The following is a 21825-nucleotide window of genomic DNA, read 5'->3' as shown; positions in this document are numbered from 1 at the left end:
CGATCGTGTTCCTTCCTAGTTATGATTCGCCCTACCGAACAGTGATAAGGCGCGCCAGAATTTGCTATTTTATGCGTCAATTGCTCTTGACGCAAGGGTATTGAGTATTTTATCCGCGTTCAGCGATGATTCTATCGGCAACATTCTTAGAAACTTCACCATATTCGGCGAATTCCATAGAGTAAGACGCTCGACCTTGAGTCGCAGAACGCAAAGATGTTGCATAACCGAACATTTCAGAAAGTGGAACTTGAGCGCGGATTATTTTTAATCCAGCAACGCCGTCGTCCATACCTTCAATCATGCCGCGGCGACGGTTTAAGTCACCAACAACATCACCCATCCAGTCTTCTGGAGTGGTTACTTCAACTTTCATCATTGGTTCAAGAATAACAGGTTGTGCTTCAAGCGCACCTTTCTTGAATGCCATTGAACCCGCGATCTTGAACGCCATTTCATTGGAGTCAACATCGTGGTATGAGCCATCAAACAGCGTCGCTTTAACGTCGAGTACAGGATAACCTGCTAACACGCCGTTATTCATTTGCTCTTCGATACCTTTCGCTACTGAGCTGATGTATTCACGAGGAACGGCACCACCTACAATTTCGTCTACAAAAACGAAACCAGCATCTGGTTCTGATGGTTCGATTTTCAGCCATACGTGACCGTATTGACCGCGACCACCAGATTGACGTACGAATTTACCTTCCACTTCCGCGCTACCACGGATAGTTTCACGGTATGCCACTTGAGGCTTACCAACGTTACATTCAACACTGAATTCACGCTTCATACGGTCAACGATAATATCTAAGTGTAGCTCACCCATGCCAGAAATCAGTGTTTGACCTGATTCGACATCAGTTTCTACTTTAAAAGATGGATCCTCTGCCGCTAGTTTACCTAGTGCGATGCCCATTTTTTCTTGATCTGCAAGTGTTCTTGGTTCTACTGCAATTTGAATTACCGGTTCTGGGAATTCCATACGCTCAAGAATCACTTTTGCATTTTGATCACACAGAGTGTCACCTGTTGTTACGTCTTTTAAGCCAATCGCTGCTGCAATATCGCCCGCACGTATTTCTTTCACTTCTTCACGCTTATTAGCATGAAGCTGAACGATACGGCCAAAACGTTCACGCTTTTGTTTTACTGAGTTATAAACACCGTCACCAGTACTAACAACACCAGAATAAACACGCATAAAGGTTAGTGAGCCAACAAATGGGTCTGTCGCAATTTTAAATGCTAACGCTGAGAATGGTTCATTGTCGTCAGCGTGACGCTCAACTTCATTATCATCCTCATCCACACCTTTGATTGCAGGAACATCAATCGGTGCAGGTAAGTATTCAATCACAGCATCTAGTACCGCTTGAACACCTTTGTTTTTAAATGCAGAACCACACGTTGCCAATACGATCTCGTTATTTAATGTACGAGTACGTAGTGCCTCTTTGATCTCTTGTTCTGACAGCTCTTCACCTTCAAGGTATTTGTCCATCAGCTCTTCTGAGGCTTCAGCCGCTGCTTCAACTAGATTTTGACGCCATTCATCTGCAAGCTCAAGCATATCGGCTGGGATCTCTTCATAAGAGAAGGTCATGCCTTGATCTGCTTCATTCCAGTTAATGGTCTTCATCTTGATAAGGTCAATAACACCTCTGAAATCATCTTCTGCACCAATATTTAATTGGATAGGAACAGGATTTGCACCAAGACGGTTTTTAATTTGGTCTACAACACGTAAGAAATCCGCACCTGCACGGTCCATCTTGTTAACAAACACGATACGAGGAACGCCGTATTTGTTCGCTTGACGCCATACAGTTTCAGATTGAGGTTCAACACCTGATGAGCCACAGAACACAACAACAGCGCCATCAAGCACACGCAAAGAACGCTCTACTTCGATAGTGAAGTCAACGTGTCCAGGAGTATCGATGATGTTAATACGGTGATCTTGGAATTGTGCATCCATACCACGCCAGAAAGTCGTAGTTGCTGCAGAGGTAATTGTGATACCACGCTCTTGCTCTTGCTCCATCCAATCCATGGTAGCAGCACCATCGTGAACTTCGCCGATTTTATGAGAAAGGCCAGTATAGAACAGAATACGCTCAGTAGTTGTAGTTTTACCTGCATCTACGTGAGCACAGATACCGATATTACGGTAGCGCTCAATAGGTGTATTTCGAGCCACGGTTGTATCCTCTTATCTTAGGGATTATTGCTATTTCCCAACGCATATGCATTGAAATAGCGATAATGGCTAAGTGTATTACTAAATGGGAAATAAAGAAGTAAGGTGCAGCAAGGACTGCTGCACCTTCGGTATTACCAGCGGTAATGAGCGAATGCTTTGTTAGCATCAGCCATACGGTGAACGTCTTCACGTTTCTTAACCGCAGTACCTTTGTTCTCAGACGCGTCTAACATTTCGTTAGCAAGACGTTGAGCCATAGATTTTTCACCACGCTTACGCGCAGCATCAACCATCCAACGCATAGCAAGTGCGTTACGGCGAACCGGACGTACTTCTACAGGAACTTGGTAAGTTGAACCACCCACACGGCGAGATTTAACTTCCACCGATGGACGAACATTTTCAAGAGCTTCTTCGAATACAGCTAAGTGATCTTTACCAGATTTCTCAGCCATTAATTCTAGTGCACCGTAAACGATTTTTTCAGCAGTTGATTTCTTACCGTCAACCATTACGATGTTTACAAATTTTGCCAACAGCTCAGATTTGAACTTAGGATCTGGAAGGATCTTACGTTGGCCTATTACGCGACGACGTGGCATGGAATTTCTCCGTTGTTGTCTTCAGGTTATCCAAAACTTTTCAGTTTCTTCAAATTACAAATATTTAGTGTTTGGCCTTACTTAACGGATTCCATTAAGACTTAGGACGTTTCACACCGTACTTAGAACGACCTTTCTTACGGTCGTTTACGCCTGCACAGTCAAGTGCACCACGAACAGTGTGGTAACGCACACCTGGTAAATCTTTAACACGACCACCACGGATAAGAACAACTGAGTGCTCTTGAAGGTTGTGACCTTCACCGCCGATGTATGAAGTAACTTCAAAGCCGTTAGTTAGACGAACACGACATACTTTACGTAAAGCTGAGTTCGGTTTTTTTGGAGTAGTAGTATATACGCGAGTACATACACCACGTTTTTGTGGACACGCTTCTAGCGCAGGCACGTTGCTTTTAACAACTTGCTTTGCACGTGGCTTGCGTACCAACTGGTTAATAGTTGCCATTAAAATAGCTCCTGATTAGAGGTTCGAAAACTTTTGAAAAATCTATATCCCTATGGAAATAGGGACGCGAAATTCTAAGGCTGAACGTGATATGTGTCAAGAAATATACAGCACTATTAATAAACAATTTAAAAATAATTTTGCTTTCTTGCTCATAGCCCCGGATTACCAAGTCACCACAGGGGAATATTCTTGGGTAAGAGAGACAAAAGAAGAATAGCTAACCAGTTGAATATTATCACTAATTAAGCTTTTCAAACCTCTTGCCTCCATATCTTCTTGTAAAAAATAGCATTGCTTAAGAGACAGGATCATTAAATGATCTTTATGATCCAACATGCCTGCATAAACGCAGTCTTGTGTTAATAAAAATACATCCTGCTCTACATTTACCGGTAATTCTTTACGATAAAGTGCTTGTAAATTATCTGTATTAGTTAAGATATGCAGCATAATTTAAAACACCATTACTTGAGCGCATTGCGCTAACTTCTCATTAATCTGTTGATTGGGAATAACATCAACATCAATGTTTAGATTATTTGCCTGTAATCCACGATTTGATAACGCAGTTTGGCACACAAAGATTTCTTCTAGATCGTACAGCGCTAACATTTTAAATCCAGAGATATAATCACGAGATAATATTTGTTCTGGTTGCTGATTTTCAAGCAGTTGCAATACACCATCGCCAATAAAGAAAATATGAATGTCTTCACTGTATGCTGACGCAGCAAGAATGGCATCTAACCCCTCTCTGCCTTTTGTCGTGGAGTGCGGTGAACTTTGGAATACAAATCCAATTCGATTCATTACTAACCTACTCTGTTGAACGTGAAGAATTAAAATTGAATAACGCGATCAAACGTTAATAACGCTGTTGCTAATCCACCTAATCCAGCCTGTTTAAACCCAGAAGCCAAATTATGCTGCTCGACTTTATTTTGTTCCGCTTCTTCGTAACCAATGACACCACGACGCAATGCTGCTGCAACACACGTTTCTAACTCGACATTATGTGCTTTAGCCAGAGCTTGCCACGCCTTAGTAATATCGAATTCATCATTAGCCGGTAAAATCAAAGAGGAAGCATTAAGCACACCATCTTGGTAAAAAAAGACTTTTTCTAAAATCTCACCTTGCTCGATCAAGGCTTGTGCAAACTGAAAGGCCTGTCTAGAAGCTTGAGTTCCATAAGCTGAACCATTAACAACTAATCCATAACGCAAACTCACTTTTCGCCATCCTCTGTTTTTCTTTGGCGAATATAAAGATAGACCGTATGTTTAGATATATTTAGTTGATCAGCAACGCGGTTAATCGCATCTTTAATATCAAAAATACCTTTGTCATATAAATCCATAACAATCTGTTTATTCTTCGCGTTATTACCGACTTCTTTATCGGCATTAATTTCATCAATGGTACGTTTTACGGTTTGATCGACTAACTCATCAACATCACTGGCAAAGTTTACGCTTGAAGCGGCTTCATTCGCTTCTTCACTCGGCATGAATGAATGCAGTACTTGAGAGAAAGGTGCATCAAGGTTGATATTGATACAAAGCAAGCCAATAATTCGATCATCGCCATTACGGATAGCAACCGTAATCGACTTCATCAATACACCACCCTTAGCACGAGTGAAGTAAGAGCGAGAAAAATTACGCTTAGAACGCTCAATATCTTTAAGCATTTGTAGCGCTAAATCAGTGATAGGTGAACCCACTTTACGGCCTGTATTTTCTCCGTTAGCAATTCGAATCGCAGATTTATTGATGTCTTCAAGTGAATGCAAAACGATTTCGCAATAACTACCAATTAAACTCGCAATGCCATCAACAACGGCTTCGTAAGAGCGCAGAATATGATGATCAAATTCAGTAAATGACACCACCTCAGATAGACTCTCTTCTGCGATATTTTCAATATTCATAATCTACCAACGTAAAATTGTCGGCTTAACATTACTTGCTAAGACTTACGACTTAAAATAATTACATCAAGTTTATCAGAATATTTGCATGAAAATAAAAAACCCCAGCAAGTGCCGGGGCTAATTCAGTGATCTAAAACAAAGTTTAGATTATTTAATTCTAGAGATAATTATTTTGCTGGTTTTGCAGCATCTTTAATCTCAAGCAACTCTACATCAAATACCAATGTAGAGTTTGCAGGGATAGCTTGATTACCTTGTGCGCCGTAACCTAATTCAGCAGGAATCACAAACTTGTACTTAGAACCAACATTCATAAGCTGAACACCTTCAGTCCAACCAGGAATTACTGCATTCAGTGGGAATGTCGCTGGTTGGTTACGATCGTAAGAGCTATCAAACTTAGTGCCGTCGATTAGTGTACCTGAGTAATGAACAACTACCGTATCAGTATCTTTAGGTTTAGGACCTTCAGCTGGTGTAATTACTTGATATAGAAGACCTGAATCCGTCTTCATTACACCATCTTCTTTTGCAAATTTCTCTTGGTATTCAGTACCCGCTTTGATATTTGCTTCAGACTCAGCCGCCATTTTTTGCTGTGCAATCTCAGCAACACGCTGATCTAGATTTTGAAGAGCTACCTGAATTTCTTCGTCTGTTAGGCGTTCTTTGCCATTAAACACATCAGTAACACCAGCAAGTACATCTGCTTTCTTAAGGTCTAAGCCAAGTTCTGTTTGCTTTTCTAAGTTCGAGTTTAGGTATTTAGCCAGTGATGCACCGATTGCATAACCTGCTTTTTCATCATCAGATGCGAACGTTGATGCAGTTACACCTTCTGCTGACGCTTCAATTTTTGCAGGTAAGGTAGTTGCTTCTGCTTTTGGTGCTTCTTCTTTCTGACAACCAACAACAAAGGCAACAGTTGCAGCAAGTAACGATACTTTAAAGATAGATTTCATTTCAAAACTCCGATTATTTGAGGTCTTGCCTCAATTTCTTATTCAATTCTTTAGATAAAGGTGAGAAATATACTTCAGCACAATATACTAGTAGTTATAGACACATTACAAACGAGTAGTTCAATTTGATGCGCGCTATATCTCAATACATAGCAATTTTTGTCATTACGCTGACATTATCAGGCTGTTTCTTTAGCAATTCAGACCAACAGCGCTGGGAAGTTGCCACCCAAGGTACGACAAGTTTCGCGTTAAGTCGCGACGCTCGTTTCGGGCTGTTCTTCGTAAAAAAAGGCTCTAATGCCATTAATACTGACAGTGACACGAAAAGCGGATTACACTTTTGGGACTTAGTTGATAATAAAGAGCTTACCTATTTTGGTGCTCAAGATCAGCATGATTCGACGGTTTCTCATATTACCATTTCCGATAATTCTCGCTTTGCGGTTACCGCAACACAAACCAATTTTGCTGTTTGGGATTTAGGTATGGGCATTTCTGAAGGGTTATGGTCTATCTCAGACGGCATTATTCGAGATATTGATATTGCGAGTAATGGCCAACAAGTATTGCTTGGCTTATCCAATGGCAAGGCGATCTATATCGATTTAGCTACTGGCCGCCGTTTGGAGTTCCTAGCTCATAGAGAAAAGGTCAATTCTGTTGCTCTCTCAGCCAATGGGAAATTTGCTTTATCAGGTGGTAATGACCATTTTGCTTATTTTTGGGATACGCAAACAGGTCAGATATTACATGCCTTTGAGCATGAGAAACGCGTAAATCGCCTCGCACTACAGCGAGATGGCAAATACGCCTTAACCGCAGATGGTGGAAATGAAGCCTTTATCTGGCATTTAAAAACGGGTGAGAAAATATCTAAGCTACGTACCTTTGCTCGTCAACAAGTCTTCTCTAGTGCTCGTTTTAGTGACGATGGCCATTATTTAATGACAGGCTCTCCCTCTGGTAGTGTCATGTTATGGGACACGTTATCAGGTAAGAAGAAAGAACAATGGCGCTCTGAACCATTAAAAGATGCACGCCCACCAACAGCGGTAGTGTATGATGTCGCCATTGATAAAAAACAACGAGTCGTTTCCGCTACTTCAGCCGGAATAGCTCAAGCTTGGTTGATAGAATAATGACGACAGATATTAAAGAATTAGAAGATAAGATCAGTGATTTAGAATACAAAATGGCATTCCAAGAACAAACCATTGATGAGTTAAACGATGCCTTATCACAACAACAATTACTGATCACGAATATGCAAGTTCAAATGAAGTTCATGGTCGGTAAGATGAAGACGATGGATTCATCGAATATGGCGGATGCGTCAGAAGAGACACCACCACCGCATTACTAGAAATAGATTTCAGAATTCAGATCGGTCGCAAGCTCCCTTGCAGAGTTCAGAGGTGATCGTTGTAATTACAACAATCACCTCTGAATTCTGCTAGCGCAGCGATCTGAACTCTACTTAAAAAAAAGACCACAGGCTCAACACCTATGGTCTTTCTAATTCTAAGCACAACATCCAGCTCTGCATTTGCCTTTATAGACTCTAGTTAGCGCAGCGTAGAGTTTCTAGTTAATAACTGAAACCTCACCACATACGCCCCTGAACCCTTTAAGCGCAGCGATCTGAACCCTGCTCTTAAGATTACTTAGCGCAGTTGCCTTTACCACAACATACGTGCTCTTCTTCGTGCTCATGATCGTGAGAATGGCCTTCGCCACCACAACAACCACCTTCGTGATCATGATCATGATCGTGACCACCACAGCCGCCTTCTTGGTGGATGTGACCGTGTGCCGCTTCTTCTTCAGTTGCTGCACGTAGTGCTACTACTTCAACATCAAAATCTAGCGTTTGGCCAGCAAGCATGTGGTTACCATCAACAACAACTTCGTCGCCATCAACTTCAGTTACTTCTACAGGGATAGGACCTTGGTCTGTATCAGCAAGGAAACGCATGCCAACTTCGATTTGATCAACACCTTGGAAAACGTTAGCAGGAACACGTTGAACCATCTCATCCATGTGCTCGCCGTATGCATCTTCAGGAGTTACAGTGATGCTGAATTTGTCGCCTTCAACTTTACCTTCAAGCGCTTTTTCAAGACCAACGATTAGGTTGTTGTGACCATGTAGGTAATCTAGTGGTGCTTCAACCGTTGATTGATCAACAACAACACCTTCTTCCGTTTTAACTTGGTAAGCAAGGCTAACTACAACGTTCTTTTCAATTTTCATTTTAACTCCGGATGCACTTGGCATTAATGGATGGTATTCATTTTCCGCTAAGATACCGTTATTCAGGTTTAAAAACACCAATAACTTCATCTTGCGCGTGTTTGGTTTGTTCTATCGACTTTGGGGCTTTGCGATCCACATGGCCGCACTCCACGCATTCAACATGTTCAATATTACTTTCTTGCCACCAACGTAGCGTATCAGTCGTACTGCATGATGGGCAAACCGCACCTGCAATAAATCGTTTTTTCACGGTTATTATCCTTGTGCTAATGGGACCAATCTTAGTCAACGTTGGTATTAATCCCAATCGTTCTGATTTGATCGTTCGCTTTCCATCTCTAAACCAAAAATCTCTTCCAACTCTATTCGAGCCGCTTTCGCTTTAGAAGCCAGCACCTTGTCGTCTGAGTGCAATGGTAACAATTCTTTTAGCATAGCAACATCTAACTTTTTAAAATGAGATTCGGCGCGCTTTGCTTGATAAGGGTGCATACCCAAAGATGTGAGGGTTTGTCGGCCTAAATCAAGGGCTCCATAAAAAGTTTCTCGTGAAAAGTGATCCACCCCTTGATTTAACAACTCATACGCTTCAACTCGACTTCGCGCTCGCGCTAAGATTTTCAAATGAGGGAAATGCTGTTTACACAACGCCACAATTTCCATTACTTTTTGCGGATCCGTCTTACAAACCACAATCGCTTCGGCTTTTTCGGCACCCGCTGCTCGTAATAACTCTACTTGCGTCGCATCGCCGTAATACACCTTATAGCCAAACTTTCTTAATAGTCGTATTTGGCTTGGGTCACTCTCTAAAATGGTCAATTTAATTTTATTCGCAAACAGTAAACGTCCAACAATCTGACCAAATCGACCAAAGCCCGCAATAATCACTTTTGGCTGAGTCGCATGAGTAAAATCCGATTGCGGCATTTCGTCTTCGCTATTCAGTGTTCTCGTAAACCATTTATCTTGAGCGATGAGTAATAATGGCGTCGTCATCATCGACAAGCTCACTACAACTAATAGAAATGCCGTCAATTCTCTACTTAATAGCCCTTCCATTTGCGCAGCCGTAAATAGCACAAACGCAAACTCACCACCTTGACTTAAAATCATCGCCATCTGACTGCGCGCTTTCGCTTGCGTACCAAATAATCGAGCTAGGCCATAAAGTAGAAACCCTTTTGATGACACCAATATCATCACAGCAGCCAATATCTCAAATGGGTATTGCAGTAATAAGCCTAAGTTAACCGACATCCCAACCGCAATAAAGAACAACCCAAGTAATAAACCTTTAAAGGGTTCAATCGCCACTTCTAACTCATGACGAAACTCACTTTCCGCCAATAGTACCCCAGCAAGAAAAGCCCCAAGCGCCATTGATAAACCAAGTTGCTTCATTGCAGCAGAAACACCAATGACCAATAACAAGGCAGCTACGGTAAATAACTCCCTCGCACCACTTTTTACAACATAGCTAAACAGTGGCCTTAATAAAAAATGACCTAACGTAAAAATACCGATAACGCCAGCCAGTATCCACAAGCCATCCATCCAGTTACCGCTCGCTCCTCCTGCTAACACAGGCAACACAGCAAGCATTGGGATCACTGCAATATCTTGGAATAACAATACGGCAAAGCCCGATTGACCACTTTCTGATGCCGATAATTTTCTCTCTTCAATCACTCGCAAAGCTATCGCGGTAGAGGACAAGGCTAAGCCCATGCCTATCACTACACTCACCTGCCAAGCCAGACCGTAAAACATCATCGCGGCGGTAATAACACAAGAGGTCACCACCACTTGGCTACCACCCAAACCAATAATGGGTTTTCGCATCTTCCATAATTTATTTGGGTTTAACTCTAAACCAATCAAAAAGAGCAGCAACACCACCCCAAATTCTGAAAAGTGCAAAATCGCATCCACATCAGAAATTAACTGTAATCCCCACGGGCCAATGGCAATACCGGCTAACAGGTACCCCAACACGGCACCCAAACCAAATCGCTGCGCTAAAGGTACTGTAACCACGGCAGCAGCTAAGAAAATCGAACTCGTATGTAACCACTCTCCTGCCATTAAATGCCTCCTTTGGGGTTCAATAACCACGCTCGATAGTCATCAATAAACTGCTGACGCTTTTCAATTGTGATTTTTCGAGCCCAATATTGAACAGACGGCGTCAACCACTCCATCTGACATAAAGCAGCAGTGATCTTAAAAGGAATTAAAATCTCATCCATCGTATGTTGATTATAACCCGTCTCAGAGAACGCCTCTTCAATGCCTCCTGCGGTAATCACACTGCGCCACTGTTTTCCTTTTAAAGCACTGCCATTACCATAAGCAAACCCTTTCCCTAATACGCAATCCATCCACTCCTTAAGTAAAGCAGGACATGAGTAAAGATACAGTGGGTGTTGAAATACGATAATGTCATGTTGGGCAAGAAGCTCATGCTCATAGATAACATCAATAAAGAATTCAGGGTAATGCGCATAGAGATCATGCACGGTGACATGGGATAAATCATGATAAGCGGATAGGATCGCCTTATTGGCAACCGAGTGTTCTGGATCAGGATGAGCGAGGATCACTAATATTCTAGGTAACTGAGTCATAAATTCCTTTTTAGACGTCTCTTCTTATTATTTTAAATGGGGCTTTTACTCCATCATACAGACTATTTCTATATCGACAATCTTCACGCTTACGCCTACTATGCTCCTCGTATTCACTATTTTTCCAACAAAGAGAAGCACACCACAGCATGATTACGTTTTCAGACATTCAATTACTTCGTGGCGGAAAGCCCTTATTAGAACAAGCCTCTGCCACCATTCACCCAGGTGACAAAGTCGGTTTAGTTGGAAAAAATGGCTGTGGTAAATCCACTCTTTTTGCTCTCATCAAGGGCGAGTTAAGTGTCGATGCCGGTTCAAACCGTGTTCCTCATAACTGGGAAATGGCGTGGGTAGCTCAAGAAACACCAGCTTTAGAGCGCAAAGCGATTGATTACGTTATCGATGGTGATCGTGAGTTTCGTGGTTTAGAAACACAACTGGCAAAAGCCGAAGAAGCAGACAACGGCACCCTAGTGGCTGAGCTGCACGGAAAAATAGAAACCGTTGGCGGCTATACCATTAATTCTCGTGCGGCAGAGTTGTTAAACGGTTTAGGCTTTTCACAGCAACAGATGGAATGGAATCTAACTCAATTCTCTGGTGGTTGGCGTATGCGTTTAAACTTAGCGCAAGCCCTAATTTGTCGTTCAGATCTATTGCTACTCGATGAACCGACCAACCACTTAGATTTAGATGCCGTAATGTGGCTAGAGCGTTGGCTACAAAACTACCCTGGCACCTTAATGTTGATTTCTCATGACCGTGATTTTCTTGATCCTGTTATCAACCGTATTATTCATGTTGAGAACCAACAATTAAATGAATACACAGGTAACTACTCGTCATTTGAAGTGCAACGTGCTGAGAAACTGGTACTGCAACAAGCTAAATACCAAAAGCAACAAAAGAACATGTCGCATATGCAGTCATACATTGACCGCTTCCGCTATAAAGCGTCAAAAGCGCGCCAAGCACAAAGCCGTATTAAAGCGTTAGAGAAAATGGAAAAAGTGCTACCAGCACAGTTAGACAACCCATTCAGCTTTAACTTTAGAGAACCCGATGCACTACCAAACCCAATTCTAATGATGGATGAAGTGAGTGCTGGCTATGAAAACAACACCATTCTAGAGCAAATTCGTTTAAACCTAGTTCCGGGAAGTCGTATTGGCCTCTTAGGGCGAAATGGTGCTGGTAAATCAACACTGATCAAATTACTGTCTGGTGAGTTAGCCCCACAAAGTGGCGTATTCAACTACTCTCAAGGCGTAAAAATTGGTTACTTTGCACAGCATCAATTAGAAACACTGCACGTAGAAGAAACCCCGCTGCAACACCTAATGCAAATTGCCCCAAATCACACCGAGCAACAACTGCGTGATTACTTAGGCAGCTTTGGTTTCCAAGGTGAAAAAGCATTAGAGAAGATTGGGCCGTTCTCTGGTGGTGAGAAAGCACGTTTAGTATTAGCACTGGTGGTATGGCAAAAACCAAACATGTTACTACTCGATGAACCGACCAACCACCTTGATTTGGATATGCGCCAAGCGCTAACCATGGCACTGCAAACCTTTGAAGGTGCAATGGTTATCGTCAGCCACGACAGATACTTACTTCGTGCAACCACAGATGATCTGTATTTAGTTCATGATCGCCAAGTCGTCCCTTTTGATGGTGACTTAACCGATTACTACAAGTGGCTAACAGAGCAAAACAAAAACGAGCGTAAAGAACAACTTCAACAAGATAAACAGGACAGCCCAAGCACTTCAACCAGCTTAAGCGCCGCTGATAAAAAAGAGCAGAAACGTAAAGAAGCGGAGTTCAGAAAACAAATTGCACCATTGCGTAAAGAAGTCACTAAGCTTGAAAAGAAAATGGACACATTGAACGAAGCATTAAGCCAAGCCGAAGCAGAGTTAGGTGATGTATCTTTATATGAAGCTGAAAACAAAAAACGCTTAACCGAAGTACTAGCCATTCAAGCCTCTGCGAAATCAGAGCTTGAAGAAGTCGAGATGGAATGGATGGATCTTCAAGAGCAAATTGAAGAAAAAGAGAATGCCGCTCAGCTGTAATACGTCTATCAGTACATCACAAAAGGCCTTACTGACCAGTGAAGCCTTTTGGTCTTTCTCGCTCTCTCACTACAAGAAACAGGGCGTACAACAAGCCGCATTAGAACTGCAAGATAAGCATCATGGTAACGTTAATCTTGCTTTGCTGCTTACTTGGCTCGATTCATTTAATATCTACTTTTCACCCTCTCACTTTTCGTGTCTTGAAGTGTCACTTAGCCAAAGTGACGAACTACTTCAAACCTATCGGCAGTTAAGAAAAAAAATCAAAAAAGCTCAAGATCCAACCCTCTATCAAGACGCATTACGGTTTGAACTTCAAATAGAAAAACAACAACAAAACGATCTCATCACCGCGTTACTACGTATTCCATTACAAGTAAAAACAACAGAGAAGTCACCGAGCTTATTAAGCGATTACTGCTCAAGATTAAACGCAAGCTCCCTGCTTCTTTCGCTAGAACTCACATCACGACTAGGTAGCTAAAGATGCTTGACATTTTCACACCAGCAAAGGGCTTATCCAACGCTCATATTCAAACGCTTCTGCCACGATTGATACGCAGAAACCCACTGTTTAATGCCTATTGGCAGCGTCTTGAATTACCTGATGGGGATTTTGTTGATCTTGCATGGAGTGAAAACCCAAATAAAGCAGGGAATAAACCACTCTTCATCTTGTTTCATGGGTTAGAAGGCAGTTTCGAAAGCCCGTATGCAAATGGGTTACTCGCGGCCGCTAAACAACAAGGCTGGCTTGGTGTCATGATGCACTTTCGAGGATGCAGTGATGTACCAAACCGTTTAGCCAGAGCCTATCATTCTGGTGAAACCGAAGACGCACGCTTCTTTATCCAAATGCTTGATACCCGCTTCCCTGAACGAACCAAAGTCGCAACAGGGATCTCTCTTGGTGGTAATATGTTGGTTAATTATCTCGCCAAATATCGCACTAACACCTTACTCAATGCCGCGACGGTTATCTCTGCCCCTCTTGATTTAAGTGCTTGCTCGGAGCGTATTCAGCAAGGGTTCTCACGAATTTATCAGAGCTACTTATTACGCTCATTGAAAACCAATAGCATAAAAAAAATCAATGACAGCCGAAAGGCGATTGTTGGCTTAAATAAAGAGATGATCGCTGCCATTCCTGATTTACTGCAATTTGATAATTTACTCACAGCCCCAATGCACGGTTATGAAAATGCGCAAGACTATTATCAACAATGCAGCGGTTTACAATTTTTAGAAAGCATCGATATCCCAACTCGGATCATTCACTCTAAAGACGACCCATTCATGACAGAAGCCGTGATCCCTACTCATCCCTTGCCTAACTGTGTACACTATCAACTGACAGAGCATGGTGGCCACGTTGGTTTTATTAATGGTTCATTAACCAAACCAAACTTCTGGTTAGAGACGACGGTAAATCAGTGGTTCCAACACGTTCTATAATTTTAACGCCACTCATGGCTATTCATTAAACGGATGAGATAAGCAGTATGATCATTCCTTGGCAAGACATTGCACCAGACACACTAGAAAATTTGATCTCCGAATTTGTACTTCGCGAAGGAACGGATTACGGTGAAATTGAGATAAGCCATCAAGAAAAAGTAGACCAAATAAAAGTATTGCTAAAAAATGGTGAAGCGATGGTGGTTTTTTCAGAATTACATGAAACGGTTGATATTCAAACCAAAGCCCGTTTTAATCCTAATCTCACCAATCATGAATTTGAATAATCATTTTCAATTAATCACAAATTTCAAACGATAACGTATCATTTAATGCAACCCTGTTATAACATCTTGGCTATTAGGCTTTGATGCCAAGAATCACAGACAGGGTTTGTCATGTCCGCAAAACATCCAATTATCGCCGTTACCGGTTCATCCGGAGCAGGCACTACAACGACTTCTGAAGCCTTTCGTAAAATGTTCAACATGATGAATATCAAAGCATCATGGCTTGAAGGGGATAGCTTTCATCGATTTACGCGTCCTGAAATGGATGTTGAGATCCGTAAAGCCAAAGAACAAGGTAAGCATATCAGCTACTTTGGGCCTCAAGCGAATGACTTTCCGGCTCTAGAACAATTCTTCCGTCAATATGGTTTAGATGGCACAGGACAATATCGCCGCTATCTTCACACCTTTGATGAAGCCGTTCCTTTTAATCAAATGCCGGGCACTTTTACTCCATGGCAAGATCTTCCAGATAATACCGATGTTCTTTTTTATGAAGGGCTGCATGGTGGTGTCATGGATGGCGATATTGATGTATCGCAGCACGTCGATTTACTGATAGGTATGGTGCCGATTGTAAACTTGGAATGGATTCAAAAATTCGTTCGAGATACGCGTGATCGTGGGCATTCACGAGAAGCAGTAATGGATTCAATTGTTCGCTCAATGGACGATTACCTCAACTACATCACGCCACAGTTTTCTCGTACGCATATTAACTTTCAGCGCGTTCCTACGGTTGATACTTCAAATCCACTCAATGCCAAAGGCATTCCAAGTTTAGATGAAAGCTTTGTGGTGATCCGTTTTCGAGGCATCCGCAATGTAGACTTTCCTTATCTACTTGCCATGATTGATGGCTCTTTCATGTCTCGTCATAACACGCTTGTGGTTCCTGGCGGAAAGATGAGTTTTGCGATGGAATTAATCATTCGTCCTCTATTACAGCAACTCATTGATACAGGGAAAATCGGCTAACTTATTTCACTGATATTCCCTTTTTCTCTTCAAATTTGGGGTTCTTCCAAAAATAGTGAATAATAGAGGCTCTATTCACTATTTTTGCGATGCTATGAAAACTTCTCCTTTTGCTATTTGGCTCAGTGCTGCTCGTCCAAAAACCTTACCGCTTGCGCTTGCTTCTATTATGACAGGCTCTGCATTAGCGTATTGGAACAACCACGCCTCAGCTACCATCACTCTCATGGCATTTGTGACTGCAACCTTATTACAAATCTTATCTAACCTTGCTAATGATTACGGTGATGCCGTAAAAGGCACCGATAATGATGATCGTCTTGGTCCACAACGCGCCATGCAGTCAGGTCTTGTTACTCAAGAGACGATGAAAAAAGCCATCGGTATTAATATTGTACTGACTATTATTAGTGGCCTAGTTTTAGTCTTTTCGTCGCTACATCAAACCATGGATATCATTGGCTTTATTGCTCTTGGTTTGCTTGCGATAGGCGCCGCTATTGCCTACACCATGGGTGATAAACCTTATGGCTATCGTGGTTTGGGTGATATTTCAGTATTCATTTTCTTTGGTTTATTGGGTGTCGCTGGTACTTATTATCTGCACACTGGTCATCTCTCTTCAGCACTTTTCTTACCTGCTATCGCTTGTGGTTTATTAGCGGTCGCTGTATTAAACATCAATAACCTGCGTGACATTGAGAACGACGAAGCGTGTGGAAAAATGACATTAGTGGTTCGTATGGGCGGTGACTGGGGGCGTAAATATCACGCGGTATTAATGGCGTTAGCTTTTCTCTGCCTAGCCATTTTTAGTGCCACCCAAATTCACTCACTGGTAGGTTGGTTATTTTTATTAGCAGGCCCATTCGCGCTTTATCATGTAATTTCTGTACTGCGTGCGCCTAATGGCGAAGCCATCCGACCAATGATGGGAACCGTGGTGCAATGTGCGTTATTCACTAATATCTTCTTCTCTATTGGCCTATATTTATCAATATAACGTGAACTTCAATATATTGAATGAGGTCTAGTGTCATAAAGTTCGCATAACTTGTTACCCATCATAGTAATGACTTATTAAGCACGTATATTAAGTCATTACTAAAAGCTATTAACACCAACCAAAAGGTAGACATCATCATGGAATATAATACTTCAGCCCTTTGCGACATTTATTTAGACCTTGTAGATGTTGTTGAACCTATGTTTAGTCACTTTGGTGCAAAAACCTCTTTCTCTGGCCAAATTACGACCATCAAATGTTTTGAAGATAATGGCTTAATTAGCCGCGTTCTCGATGAAAAAGGCGAAGGCCGAGTGCTATTAGTCGACGGTGGCGGTTCATTACGTCGTGCATTGATCGATGCCGACTTAGCAGCAAAAGCCGCTCACAATGGTTGGGAAGGCTTGGTTATCTATGGTTGTATTCGTGAAGTGGATTATCTAGAAGAAATTAATATTGGTATTCAAGCTCTAGCCTCTATTCCTGTTGGTGCTGCAAAACAGAACATTGGTGAAGTGGATGTCGCGGTTAACTTTGGTAGCGTGACTTTCTTACCTGAAGATCATCTGTATGCGGATTCGACGGGGATTATTATTTCTCAAGAGCCGTTAGAAGAGATGGGTGAGGAAGCGTAGAGCAGACGGCTTCGCCTTTAGAGCGCTTCGCTTAAGACGCAACAAGCTGCTTAAGAGGTTAGAAAGCGAGAGTTCAGATCGCTCTGCTTGCAGAATTCAGAGGTGATCGCTGTGGCTACAGCAATAAAGAATGATTCTCCCCCTTATACGATAAGCCATTGAAAGCGAATAGGTTAATACAAGGGGGAGTTAGAGGGGGTTGGTTATGCATATTATTGCCATTCAGATAAACCAAAACTCATCACTAACAACCCCTCCTAACCTCCCCTTATATCAACATCACCGATCTCAATAATCTATCTATCAAGGGGAGGAACTATAATTGTGACCGCTTTAACTACCACTATCACCTCTGAACCCTGCAAGGGAGCTTGCGACCGATCTGAAACCTGAACCCTGCTCTTAAAACAAAAAAACCGCAGATGCTTTCACACCTACGGTTTCAAATTCTTTCGCTAACTAAGCCTTAGTTAACCAATTCTCAATTTTTGATAAGTAAATCTTTCATCTTTAAGGCGGAGGCGCGGAGCTTATGATAATAAGTGAGCACCGACAACACAGAAGATGGAAGAGTTACGACTCAAAAAATAGAATTACTCTACTTCGTCCATCTTACCTAACAGACCACGGATACGAGCTTCAAATTGCGCTTGCTCATCACGTGCACGCTGAGCTTCTTGCTCAACTTCAGAACGACCGTTATTTGCTTGCTCAAGATCTTGAGTTAGCGTTGCGTTCGTTTCTTTTAATTCTTCAACTTCCATTTGTAGCAGTGCGATTGTATCTACTGCCATTTGAACTTTAGCTTCTAGTTGTTCTAATATTTCTAAAGACATTCCTGCCACCTTAACTGTATTCGTCATTGAATATGCAGCGAATTAACTACTCACTACAAACATGTTTTCTATTCTACTCAGCAAATGCAATTCTGCCATAGTGTTATTGCTGAAAATGCATCATTTGAACAAAAAAACGGCACATTTTACCAACATCTGACGTTCTTTCTTAAGATTAAAACGAACTTCATACTAAAACTAGATTTTTCAATTCATTATTTGAGTTAAAGCACGGCTTCTCTTCTATAAATCAAACGGATGAATTCTAAAAAAATCGAATCTTTACTCAAAAAGCAAACGTTTCCCTTTTTGTTATGCTAAAATCCTCGCGATTTTTACTTATTCATCGATTTATTCGGAGCAATTATGAAACGCGATTTAGCAATGGCTTTTTCTCGAGTTACTGAAGGTGCCGCATTAGCGGGTTACAAATGGCTTGGCCGCGGTGATAAGAACGCGGCTGATGGTGCTGCCGTTGAAGTAATGCGTACACTTCTGAACAAGACTGACATCAGTGGTGAAATTGTTATTGGTGAAGGTGAGATCGATGATGCGCCTATGCTATACATCGGTGAAAACGTAGGTACAGGTGGTGATGCTGTAGATATCGCTGTTGACCCAATTGAAGGCACTCGCATGACTGCGATGGGCCAATCAAACGCACTTGCAGTATTAGCTGCGGGTGAAAAAGGCAGTTTCTTAAAAGCCCCTGATATGTACATGGAAAAACTGGTTGTTGGCCCAGGAGCAAAAGGCGCCATTGATTTAGCCCTTCCTCTAGAAGAGAACCTAGTAAACATTGCAAAAGCATTGGGTAAACCATTAGATACTTTAGTGGTGACTACTCTAGCTAAGCCTCGCCACGACGAAGTAATCGCAAACATGCAGAAGATGGGTGTTCGTGTCTTTGCAGTACCAGATGGAGATGTCGCCGCTTCTATTTTAACTTGTATGCCAGATAGCGAAGTTGACGTAATGTACTGTATTGGTGGCGCACCTGAAGGTGTGGTTTCTGCTGCGGTTATTCGTGCGTTAGATGGTGACATGCAAGCGCGTCTTCTTCCTCGTCATGAAGTAAAAGGCGATACTGAAGAAAACCGTATTCACGGTGAAGAAGAACTAAAACGCTGTGAAGAAATGGGCGTTAAAGCGAACGTTATCTTAAAGATGAGCGATATGGCTCGTAGTGATGATGTTGTTTTCGCAGCTACAGGTATCACGAAAGGTGATTTACTAGAAGGCATCACTCGCCAAGGTAATATTGCAACGACTGAAACGCTACTTATCCGTGGTCGTTGTCGTACGATCCGTCGCATTAAGTCTATTCATTATCTAGAGCGTAAAGACAAAGAAGTTAGAGATATTATTCTTTAAGAGCTTCGTTCTTTGATAAATTTGAAACCGCGGGTGTGAAAGCATCTGCGGTTTTTTTGTTTTAGAGAGTTCAGGTTTCAGATCGGTCGCAAGCTCCCTTGCAGGATTCAGGAAGATCAAAAGCGAGTCCCCCTGACCCCTTTAAGCGAAGCGATCTGAATCCTGCTCCTCCCTCTCAAAAGTGAGACACCCCTTCAATCTCTCCCATCACACTTTCTCAAAACCTGAAAACCCCAACTAAGCTGAATCTATTGATACAAAAGACAAGGAGTCAGCCAATGCCGCATTCATATCATCACATCGACATTCCCTCATTCGATGAACTCAAAGCATTAGCAGAAAAATCCCCTGAACAATTAGAAGCCTTACGACATCAACTTAGTATGGAGTTTATTGAAAGTGTACCGGAAGCACATCAAGGGCCCCTGCTCGCACAGCAAAGCCACATTGAGCGTATTATTGAAAGAGGTAATAACCCTAATCACATCAATATATTATTAGGGAGAGAGCTTGGTAAGCAGTTTGTACGTTTTGCTAATTCATTAAATAAACCCATTGATGAGCATCAAGCGGCAGACATTATTCAATTTCCGAATGCCAATAATCGCTCATCAAATAATACAAAGCATTAAAAGAGGGTTTGTTTTATTTTCTATCCTACTTTTTGAAAGCTCTCTTGCTCCATATCTCTCACATTGATGGTTAAACTATCAATGTGATTGGCTTGCTCTACTAATACATCCATTAATCCGCGACTTAATTCTCGTTTCTGCTCTGGCGTTCTTCCCGATAATAACTCTACCGTTATATGAATAAAATCAGCACTGTTACCCTTATCACCCACCAACCAAGAATGAACGCGGATCGCACGAGACTTCACATCATTAACTGAAAACAACTCTGAATCTATCGCCACCTGATGCAGATCTTCTAACAACCCCTGCGTATTTAAACGATCCTCAGCTGAGTTTGAATATTCCATGATTAAGTGCGGCATTATTACTTCCTTTTCATACTGCGTTAAATGAATGATTATTTTTCCATCATTCAGTGAAAGCGCGTAAGTTACAATCTCCTCAATATAAAAGTGCCTAATGAATCACACTTAAGAACGAGCGAAAATCTCATCTATTCAGTTAATAATCTTTCGCACTTCGAAATAAAAGCGCTAAAATTATGCATAAAAATGATTTTAGACACTAAATCTGTCGTAAAATCTGTTATATTTTTACGCAAGTTTTTTACATTAATTTGAATTGGAGAGAATCCTATGCGTCATCCTGTAGTTATGGGTAACTGGAAACTAAACGGCAGCAAAGAAATGGTTGTTGAACTACTAAACGGTCTTAATGCTGAACTTGAAGGCGTTACAGGCGTAGACGTTGCAGTTGCTCCACCAGCACTTTTCGTTGACCTTGCTGAGCGTACACTTACTGAAGCTGGCAGCGCAATCATCTTAGGTGCTCAAAACACTGATCTAAACAACAGCGGTGCTTTCACTGGCGACATGTCTCCAGCTATGCTTAAAGAGTTCGGTGCAACTCACATCATCATCGGTCACTCTGAGCGTCGTGAATACCACGCTGAATCTGACGAGTTTGTTGCTAAGAAATTCGCATTCCTAAAAGAGAACGGTCTAACTCCTGTTCTTTGTATCGGTGAATCTGAAGCACAAAACGAAGCTGGCGAAACGGTTGCAGTATGTGCACGTCAACTTGACGCTGTAATCAACACTCAAGGCGTTGAAGCTCTTGAAGGCGCGATCATCGCTTACGAACCAATCTGGGCTATCGGTACTGGTAAAGCGGCTACAGCTGAAGATGCACAACGCATCCACGCTCAAATCCGTGCTCACATTGCTGAGAAATCTGAAGAAGTTGCTAAGAACGTTGTTATCCAATACGGCGGTTCTGTTAAGCCTGAAAACGCTGAAGCTTACTTCGCACAACCAGACATCGATGGTGCTCTAGTTGGCGGCGCAGCGCTTGACGCGAAAAGCTTTGCAGCTATCGCTAAAGCAGCAGCTAAAGCAAAAGCTTAATTATAAGTTTTAGGGACTAGGACGCTTCGCTCTAGGGGCGAGGAAGAACTTG

General features: G+C 42.0%; 26 protein-coding genes. 12 read left to right on the top strand and 14 right to left on the bottom strand.

What is annotated here, in order from left to right; genetic code table 11:
- Nucleotides 1-109: 109 nt before the first annotated feature.
- The 8 genes from fusA to fkpA all read right to left on the bottom strand — a co-directional run bounded on the left by fusA (nt 110) and on the right by fkpA (nt 6181).
- The gene (gene fusA, locus PVK63_RS09630) at nt 110-2206 is read right to left on the bottom strand and encodes an elongation factor G (protein WP_130049053.1); all 2097 of its coding nucleotides are present in this window, start codon (nt 2204-2206) and stop codon (nt 110-112) included.
- Nucleotides 2207-2340: 134 nt separating this feature from the next.
- The gene (gene rpsG / locus PVK63_RS09625) at nt 2341-2811 is read right to left on the bottom strand and encodes a 30S ribosomal protein S7 (protein ID WP_130046145.1); all 471 of its coding nucleotides are present in this window, start codon (nt 2809-2811) and stop codon (nt 2341-2343) included.
- Between the two features lie 94 nt (nt 2812-2905).
- The gene (gene rpsL, locus PVK63_RS09620) at nt 2906-3280 is read right to left on the bottom strand and encodes a 30S ribosomal protein S12 (RefSeq protein WP_005417208.1); all 375 of its coding nucleotides are present in this window, start codon (nt 3278-3280) and stop codon (nt 2906-2908) included.
- A 165-nt stretch (nt 3281-3445) separates the two neighbouring features.
- Nucleotides 3446-3733, bottom strand: a complete 288-nt coding sequence (tusB, locus tag PVK63_RS09615; RefSeq protein WP_274440192.1) for a sulfurtransferase complex subunit TusB — start codon at nt 3731-3733, stop codon at nt 3446-3448.
- A gap of 3 nt (nt 3734-3736) precedes the next feature.
- Complete coding sequence (gene tusC, locus PVK63_RS09610) at nt 3737-4093, bottom strand: sulfurtransferase complex subunit TusC (protein ID WP_130046147.1); 357 nt, start codon at nt 4091-4093, stop codon at nt 3737-3739.
- Between the two features lie 29 nt (nt 4094-4122).
- Nucleotides 4123-4515, bottom strand: coding sequence for a sulfurtransferase complex subunit TusD (gene tusD, locus PVK63_RS09605; RefSeq protein ID WP_130049055.1), 393 nt, complete (start codon nt 4513-4515; stop codon nt 4123-4125).
- Nucleotides 4512-5216: a helix-turn-helix transcriptional regulator gene (locus PVK63_RS09600; protein WP_130046149.1), complete on the bottom strand. Its 705-nt coding sequence runs from the start codon at nt 5214-5216 to the stop codon at nt 4512-4514. Before PVK63_RS09600 ends, tusD begins: the two co-directional genes overlap by 4 nt.
- 170 nt (nt 5217-5386) lie before the next feature.
- Complete coding sequence (gene fkpA, locus PVK63_RS09595) at nt 5387-6181, bottom strand: FKBP-type peptidyl-prolyl cis-trans isomerase (protein WP_130049056.1); 795 nt, start codon at nt 6179-6181, stop codon at nt 5387-5389.
- Nucleotides 6182-6309: 128 nt separating this feature from the next.
- On the opposite strand from fkpA, the gene PVK63_RS09590 reads away from it, so the two are divergent.
- Together PVK63_RS09590 and PVK63_RS09585 are read left to right on the top strand one after the other, a co-directional pair.
- Complete coding sequence (locus PVK63_RS09590; RefSeq protein ID WP_274440193.1) at nt 6310-7323, top strand: WD40 repeat domain-containing protein; 1014 nt, start codon at nt 6310-6312, stop codon at nt 7321-7323.
- Nucleotides 7323-7547: a SlyX family protein gene (locus PVK63_RS09585; protein WP_130046152.1), complete on the top strand. Its 225-nt coding sequence runs from the start codon at nt 7323-7325 to the stop codon at nt 7545-7547. The genes PVK63_RS09590 and PVK63_RS09585 overlap by 1 nt, the downstream gene beginning before the upstream one ends.
- Before the next feature lie 297 nt (nt 7548-7844).
- On the opposite strand, the gene slyD is transcribed toward PVK63_RS09585, so the two are convergent.
- The 4 genes from slyD to kefG are packed head-to-tail and all read right to left on the bottom strand — an operon-like array spanning nt 7845 to nt 11071.
- Nucleotides 7845-8438: a peptidylprolyl isomerase gene (gene slyD / locus PVK63_RS09580; protein WP_274440194.1), complete on the bottom strand. Its 594-nt coding sequence runs from the start codon at nt 8436-8438 to the stop codon at nt 7845-7847.
- Between the two features lie 58 nt (nt 8439-8496).
- On the bottom strand, nt 8497-8697 hold the full coding sequence (locus PVK63_RS09575) for a YheV family putative zinc ribbon protein (RefSeq protein ID WP_207215691.1): 201 nt from the start codon (nt 8695-8697) through the stop codon (nt 8497-8499).
- A 41-nt stretch (nt 8698-8738) separates the two neighbouring features.
- Nucleotides 8739-10529 carry a glutathione-regulated potassium-efflux system protein KefB gene (gene kefB / locus PVK63_RS09570; protein WP_130049059.1) on the bottom strand — a complete coding sequence of 597 codons (1791 nt, stop codon included), beginning with the start codon at nt 10527-10529 and terminating at the stop codon, nt 8739-8741.
- Nucleotides 10529-11071 (bottom strand): glutathione-regulated potassium-efflux system ancillary protein KefG, encoded by a 543-nt coding sequence (gene kefG / locus PVK63_RS09565; RefSeq protein ID WP_130049060.1) that lies wholly within the window; start codon nt 11069-11071, stop codon nt 10529-10531. The genes kefB and kefG overlap by 1 nt, the downstream gene beginning before the upstream one ends.
- Before the next feature lie 149 nt (nt 11072-11220).
- Between kefG and PVK63_RS09560 the strand changes: the two genes are divergently transcribed.
- The 7 genes from PVK63_RS09560 to rraA all read left to right on the top strand — a co-directional run bounded on the left by PVK63_RS09560 (nt 11221) and on the right by rraA (nt 17522).
- Nucleotides 11221-13152: an ABC transporter ATP-binding protein gene (locus PVK63_RS09560; RefSeq protein ID WP_274440195.1), complete on the top strand. Its 1932-nt coding sequence runs from the start codon at nt 11221-11223 to the stop codon at nt 13150-13152.
- Nucleotides 13136-13639, top strand: coding sequence for a TIGR02444 family protein (locus PVK63_RS09555; protein WP_274440196.1), 504 nt, complete (start codon nt 13136-13138; stop codon nt 13637-13639). The genes PVK63_RS09560 and PVK63_RS09555 overlap by 17 nt, the downstream gene beginning before the upstream one ends.
- A gap of 2 nt (nt 13640-13641) precedes the next feature.
- Nucleotides 13642-14610, top strand: a complete 969-nt coding sequence (locus tag PVK63_RS09550) for a hydrolase (protein ID WP_274440197.1) — start codon at nt 13642-13644, stop codon at nt 14608-14610.
- A 47-nt stretch (nt 14611-14657) separates the two neighbouring features.
- The gene (locus PVK63_RS09545; protein ID WP_130046160.1) at nt 14658-14900 is read left to right on the top strand and encodes a YheU family protein; all 243 of its coding nucleotides are present in this window, start codon (nt 14658-14660) and stop codon (nt 14898-14900) included.
- Between the two features lie 111 nt (nt 14901-15011).
- Complete coding sequence (locus PVK63_RS09540; RefSeq protein WP_130046161.1) at nt 15012-15881, top strand: phosphoribulokinase; 870 nt, start codon at nt 15012-15014, stop codon at nt 15879-15881.
- Between the two features lie 94 nt (nt 15882-15975).
- A complete protein-coding gene (locus PVK63_RS09535; protein ID WP_130088155.1) occupies nt 15976-16884 on the top strand; it encodes a 1,4-dihydroxy-2-naphthoate polyprenyltransferase in 909 nt (302 codons plus the stop codon).
- 140 nt (nt 16885-17024) lie between these two features.
- A complete protein-coding gene (gene rraA, locus PVK63_RS09530) occupies nt 17025-17522 on the top strand; it encodes a ribonuclease E activity regulator RraA (RefSeq protein ID WP_274440198.1) in 498 nt (165 codons plus the stop codon).
- Nucleotides 17523-18115: 593 nt separating this feature from the next.
- Here rraA and zapB read toward each other — a convergent pair.
- Nucleotides 18116-18358, bottom strand: coding sequence for a cell division protein ZapB (gene zapB / locus PVK63_RS09525; RefSeq protein ID WP_130046164.1), 243 nt, complete (start codon nt 18356-18358; stop codon nt 18116-18118).
- Between the two features lie 366 nt (nt 18359-18724).
- Here zapB and glpX point away from each other — a divergent pair, with 366 nt between their 5' ends.
- Entirely contained in the window at nt 18725-19732 is a 1008-nt protein-coding gene (glpX, locus tag PVK63_RS09520; protein WP_130049067.1) for a class II fructose-bisphosphatase, read from the top strand.
- A gap of 278 nt (nt 19733-20010) precedes the next feature.
- Nucleotides 20011-20364, top strand: coding sequence for a DUF3135 domain-containing protein (locus PVK63_RS09515; RefSeq protein ID WP_274440199.1), 354 nt, complete (start codon nt 20011-20013; stop codon nt 20362-20364).
- A 20-nt stretch (nt 20365-20384) separates the two neighbouring features.
- On the opposite strand, the gene PVK63_RS09510 is transcribed toward PVK63_RS09515, so the two are convergent.
- Complete coding sequence (locus PVK63_RS09510) at nt 20385-20729, bottom strand: 5-carboxymethyl-2-hydroxymuconate Delta-isomerase (protein ID WP_274440200.1); 345 nt, start codon at nt 20727-20729, stop codon at nt 20385-20387.
- Between the two features lie 273 nt (nt 20730-21002).
- Between PVK63_RS09510 and tpiA the strand changes: the two genes are divergently transcribed.
- On the top strand, nt 21003-21773 hold the full coding sequence (gene tpiA, locus PVK63_RS09505; RefSeq protein ID WP_130046168.1) for a triose-phosphate isomerase: 771 nt from the start codon (nt 21003-21005) through the stop codon (nt 21771-21773).
- Nucleotides 21774-21825: the final 52 nt, after the last annotated feature.

The organism is Aliivibrio sp. S2TY2, assembly GCF_028765525.1.
Classification (GTDB): Bacteria; Pseudomonadota; Gammaproteobacteria; order Enterobacterales; family Vibrionaceae; genus Aliivibrio; species Aliivibrio finisterrensis_A.
The sequence above is the reverse complement of the archived record's forward strand: the minus strand, read 5'-3'. Positions and strand labels throughout refer to the sequence as shown.